Source organism: Bartonella refiksaydamii, assembly GCF_902652675.1.
GTDB classification, from domain to species: Bacteria; Pseudomonadota; Alphaproteobacteria; order Rhizobiales; family Rhizobiaceae; genus Bartonella; species Bartonella refiksaydamii.
Genome location: NZ_LR736332.1, coordinates 1 through 5,120, shown reverse-complemented (window position 1 = coordinate 5,120; position 5,120 = coordinate 1). Strand labels below are relative to the sequence as shown.

Annotated in this window: 4 protein-coding genes and 1 tRNA gene; 1 reads left to right on the top strand and 4 read right to left on the bottom strand. The window is 36.5% G+C overall.

Annotated elements, in window-relative coordinates; all coding sequences use genetic code 11:
- Window positions 1-519 precede the first annotated feature (519 nt).
- From GQO39_RS08015 to ilvA, 3 genes are all read right to left on the bottom strand, one after another.
- The gene (locus GQO39_RS08015) at window positions 520-1,899 is read right to left on the bottom strand and encodes a DEAD/DEAH box helicase (protein WP_156851701.1); all 1,380 of its coding nucleotides are present in this window, start codon (window positions 1,897-1,899) and stop codon (window positions 520-522) included.
- A 299-nt stretch (window positions 1,900-2,198) separates the two neighbouring features.
- Window positions 2,199-2,729 (bottom strand): hypothetical protein, encoded by a 531-nt coding sequence (locus tag GQO39_RS08010; protein WP_156851700.1) that lies wholly within the window; start codon window positions 2,727-2,729, stop codon window positions 2,199-2,201.
- A 42-nt stretch (window positions 2,730-2,771) separates the two neighbouring features.
- Window positions 2,772-4,052, bottom strand: a complete 1,281-nt coding sequence (ilvA, locus tag GQO39_RS08005) for a threonine ammonia-lyase IlvA (RefSeq protein WP_156851699.1) — start codon at window positions 4,050-4,052, stop codon at window positions 2,772-2,774.
- A 146-nt stretch (window positions 4,053-4,198) separates the two neighbouring features.
- Here ilvA and GQO39_RS08000 point away from each other — a divergent pair.
- Window positions 4,199-4,284, top strand: a tRNA-Leu gene (locus GQO39_RS08000).
- Between the two features lie 474 nt (window positions 4,285-4,758).
- Here the strand turns inward: GQO39_RS08000 and GQO39_RS09325 are convergent.
- The gene (locus tag GQO39_RS09325) at window positions 4,759-4,902 is read right to left on the bottom strand and encodes a helix-turn-helix transcriptional regulator (protein ID WP_246668554.1); all 144 of its coding nucleotides are present in this window, start codon (window positions 4,900-4,902) and stop codon (window positions 4,759-4,761) included.
- Window positions 4,903-5,120: the final 218 nt, after the last annotated feature.

Genomic DNA, 5,120 nt, shown 5'->3' with positions numbered 1-5,120 from the left:
TCCTAACTAATCCCACCTCTCCCCACTTAGTACAAAACTTACTGTCAAACTACAAAGAGTATCAAACGAAAACAAAAATCTATCGATATCATCTCCATATATGTCAAAACATTACTATAACTAAATTGGAAGGATACTGAAAAAATTTTCGCTAACTACAACACACTCTCTCTATTATATCATAAATCAGCATAAAAAAACAAAACAACACATCCTTTAATTATAAATAATGTTTTTATTTATTCACATGTTTTAAATAGAGTATACACCAATAGATATGAAAGAATAAAATTTTCAAAGTCACTTTCAATGAGTAATACGAATGATAAGTCCTTTTAAGGCATTTTTGTGTTATACCAGATATGTAAAATATTTTCATTTTAAAAAAATAAAAATATTTAAAATCCTCTCTTACTTTTGCAAGAGTATTGCTTGTGTTTCTCTTTTCCTTATTTAAAGCGAGAAAAAATCGAAAAGAAGAAAAGATTCTAAGCCCATGATTCCTTCTAAAGATTTTCCTCAAGCTGCCTTCTTCACTGACTTACGAAAACGCAAAGTCTTTGCGCGCTTTGCAGATGCCTTTGCTTTTTTGTGTCTTTCATTTGGAGATGAAGAATTTTTGCCCTGTAATTGCACAGCTTTATCTTTATAATTCAGAAATCGCTTCTGACGTTTAGATTTTCTAAAACAAAATTTACTGTTTTCGTTTTTTTCACCTTCTGGCACAATCGTCTTTTCTGGAAATGCAGCAAACTGTACTGGAACAGCTTCACGCACTAACCGCATAGAAATCAAGCGCTCTACAGCACGCAACCGCGCTCCTTCTACTCCTTCATCAAAGAGTGTGAATGCTTCACCAGACGCACCATTACGTCCTGTACGACCGATACGATGCACATAACTTTCAGCTTCATCTGGTAAATCGTAATTAATAACGTGGCTTATTCCTAGTACATCAATACCGCGCGCTGCAATATCTGTCGCAACAAGAACCCGCACAGTCTGTTCACGAAAAGCTTTCAAAGCAGACTGGCGAGCACTTTGCGATTTATTTCCATGAATTGTTGCAACAGAATACCCTATCTTTGTTAAAGTACGTGTAACAGCATCAGCGCCGTGTTTAGTTCGAGTAAAAACAATGACCGAAGTAAGAGCCGGATTTGTCAAAAGTTTACCTAAAACATTCTTTTTTTCGCTGGTAGGGACGCAATATAATTTCTGAGTGATTTCTGCAACAGTCGTCCCTTGAGGAGTAACCTCTATTGTTACTGGCTCATTGAGCAAACACTTCGCAAGTACATTGATTTCTTTCGGCATTGTCGCAGAAAAAAGCGCTGTCTGACGCTCTGGATGCAAAAGCTTTGCAATTTGCTGTACATCATTAATAAAACCCATATCCAACATACGATCTGCTTCATCCAGAACTAAAAAACGAGATTGAGAAAGATCAACGCATTTTTCACGAACAAGATCTCTTAAACGCCCTGGCGTTGCTATCAAAACATCCACACCAGCTTCTATGCGTTTAATTTGTTTTAAACGTGATACCCCACCAAAAATAAGACATGTCGAAAGATGCGTTCCCCTCGCAGCAACACGAATTGTTTCATCAATCTGAACAGCGAGTTCACGCGTAGGAACCAAAATCAAAGCCCGCGCAGTTTTAGGGCAACGTTTATTACCCAAAATCAAAATCTGACTGAGAATAGGCAAACTAAACGCCAAGGTCTTCCCAGAACCTGTCTGTGCAATACCTAACATATCACGCCCACTCAACACCACCGGAATAGCTTTTTCTTGAATAGGCGTAGGTTTACCCATACCAGCCATGAGCAAATTTTTACTCAAAAGAGCAGACAAACCCAACTTTATAAAAACGTTTTCTCTATTTATAGTCAAAATAAAATCTTTCCTCAGCTCAACGACTCTAAACAAGTAACAAGCTGAACTCTGTTACTCAAGAATCCGCGCAAAAAAGACCTTGATATTACAAATTCGTTAAGCAACGCTTGAAAGAGCGATTTGCGCACCCAATGAACATCTTAAAAAAAGAAGAAAGGTGCATAAACCCCATCCTACTAAAGAGCCAATTAACCATCTCAAACACCTTTACTTATACTATCGTAGAATTATGACAAAAAAGCAAGCGCTTTGAGAAAGTTATTTATTATAAATAAGAAACACGATGTTTTAACCACTTATTTCTTTATTATTATCTCCTTCGGTAAATGTACCCTATTAAAATCAGGATAAATTTCTAGAAAAACTGGATTTTGTACAGTTTTCTGACCACCATAGATTAAATACCATTGCGTTTTATCAAAAATCGCCAAAGTTTTATATCGCATGATGCGATCTTTCATCTCAAGCGTAGTCGGGATTAAAGCATACAAAGTACCTTTATCAGTTTGCAAATAGTCTATGTTTTTTTCACTTAAACGATAAGCACCATCAGGCAAATTCTCAAATTGAACATGCAGCTGTTGAAGAAAACTGTGACGTAAACTATCCTCTGTTGTATTCAATCGGCGCGCCATTTCTTTATAAAGCCGATCAGGCATATAAGCGGGAATAGGTGCAAAATTCCTATTTTTTAACGCACTATTAACATCAACAACTAATCTTAAAAGCTCAGCTTTTTGTACTATCACTGGTTCAGATGCTAAACTCTGTTTAGCAACACTCAAAAACAAGAACAGTCCCAGTAAAAAGCAAAAAACAGATTCCATTCTTATCTTAATATTTCTCATTTTAGCAAAAATTTTAGTTTATCATATAACAAAATCAAACAATGTTTGATCGTTTGTAATATCACGATAACGCCAACCTAAAGCTTGAAAATTTTTCTCTAAGAGACAGAAATTATCGTATTTTTTTGTTTCAATTGCAATTAACACAGAACCAAAATTTCTAGCAGATTTTTTAAAATATTCAAAGCGCACGATATCATCATCTGGAGAAAGTTGAGCAAGAAAATCACGCAATGCGCCAGGATGTTGCGGAAAACTAAAAATAAAATACTTTCTCAAACCCTGAAAACGCAAAGAACGCTCTTTAATATCTGGCAAACGCTCAAAATCAAAATTACCACCTGAAATAACAAGAAGGATTTTTTTTCCTTTCAACTCTTGAGAAGAAATACTGTTAAGAGCATCGATTGATAAAGCACCTGCTGGTTCAAGGACTACACCTTCAACGTTGAGCATTTCAATCATTGTAGAACAAACACGATTTTCAGGAACTGTAATAACAGAATCGGGTGAAAATTGCTTTAACATTGTGTAATTTAACGCACCAATTTCAGCCACAGCAGCACCATCTACAAATGTATCGATAGTTTCAAGTTTGACACGTTTTCCACTCTTCAAACAAGCAAGCAAACTTGCGGCTCTTTGTGGTTCAACAAAACGAAGCTCCGTTTTCCAACCATATTCACATAAAAATTTACTCACACCACTAGCCAAACCACCACCACCTACAGGTACAATCATCAAATCTGGCTCACTTTCCCCATTGAGTTTTTTCCATTGCAAAACAGATTCACAAAGAATTGTCGCCTGCCCCGTAATAATGTGAATATCATCAAAAGGTGGTGCCATCACTCCCCCACTCTCCGCAGCAAAAGACTGCGCAGCAGCATAACATTGATCAAATGTCTCACCAACTAAACGAATATCAATAAACTCTTTACCAAAAACGCGTGTTTTATCAATTTTCTGTTGCGGAGTCGTCACAGGCATAAAAATCACGCCTTTACGCTTAAAATAGCGACAAACAAAGGACACTCCTTGCGCATGATTCCCCGCTGATGCACAAACAAATGCAGCATCTTGAGAGATCTTATCAAGCATTTCTGAAACAAAATTAAAAGCACCGCGAATCTTATATGACCGTACTGGTGTTAAGTCTTCACGTTTTAAATAAATTTCTGCATCATATTTTTGACTAAGAAAATCATTTCTCTGAAGTGGTGTTTCAGCAAACACATGATGAAGAGCCACCATAGCTTTATTTACGTCTCGAATAAATTTACTACTCATAACACCAATCATTTCATGCTTCGTTAATATTATACAGGCTCCTTCTAGCTACAAAGACAACTATTGTCAGTCAGAAATTGAAAAAATATGAAAAGTTTTGCTCTTAATCATTAATTCTTGATTCAACAAAAGATATAGCTTATGAGAGAGCTCTTATCGCGGACGTGATGAAAACGGTAAACATAGCAGACTTAAAATCTGCCGGTCTAAGACCTTGCGGGTTCAAGTCCCGCCGTCCGCACCACAGCATCTGAATTTCCCCTTATTTTCCAATAGGTTATTAAAAATCAACAAAATTAAACCACCTTCTAAACCACCTTTCATAACTCCATTATAACGCTATCAGACGGCACCGCGATGATGCTAAAATGCAAATCATTTCTGCTTTTGAGATTCTTTTCAGCACTTTGATCTCCTCCTTTTTTAAGGCGCCGAGTGTTAACAAGCACGGTCGATAGTCCATCGCTATGCTTTTCCCAAACGGATATTGTATGGCATAGCTACACCCGACAAAGCCTGTTAAAGCCCAGCAAATAGAACCCTTTCTTTTTCAAAAAGGTGAAATTTCAAATCCAACCTCTGCAATTTTTAAAGAGGTCGTGACGGTAATACCATCATTATCGATTGTCACTAAATTATTCATGATCAAACTATTATCAATAATTTTCTGTCATTTTTGTTAATCTTCTCTATGAGTAGTTCGTAATTTGGGACCTCTTCAAGATAATTCTACTGAATCTCTTTCAGTTTTTTTGGCTTCAATATAACGATCAATTTCAACAAGATCCCATTTTAAGTATCGTCCTTCTTGTATAGGCTTAGGAAAAGCTCCGATTTTTACAAGTTCTCTAATGTATGTCATTGACATTCCGAGATAAATTGAGAGATCTTGTATATTGACAAGCCGTTGCAAACGCATCGACAGTAAAGCTTATTCGAATAAGCTTATTTTTTCTATTGAGGCAGTTAATTTTTCTTCGTTCATTTAAAATTTTCCTTATTATCGACGTGTTGAGAATAATTATAATGGGCGGGGGTGCTGGGAGGAGAAAGCACCCCCATAGGTTTAAGCAGCTTTTG

What these genes read in the sequence shown, in the direction of transcription:
- ilvA (WP_156851699.1), bottom strand. Translation starts at nt 4,052, where the DNA reads ATGATTGGTGTTATGAGTAGTAAATTTATTCGAGACGTAAATAAAGCT.
- GQO39_RS09325 (WP_246668554.1), bottom strand. Translation starts at nt 4,902, where the DNA reads ATGACATACATTAGAGAACTTGTAAAAATCGGAGCTTTTCCTAAGCCT.
- GQO39_RS08010 (WP_156851700.1), bottom strand. Translation starts at nt 2,729, where the DNA reads ATGGAATCTGTTTTTTGCTTTTTACTGGGACTGTTCTTGTTTTTGAGT.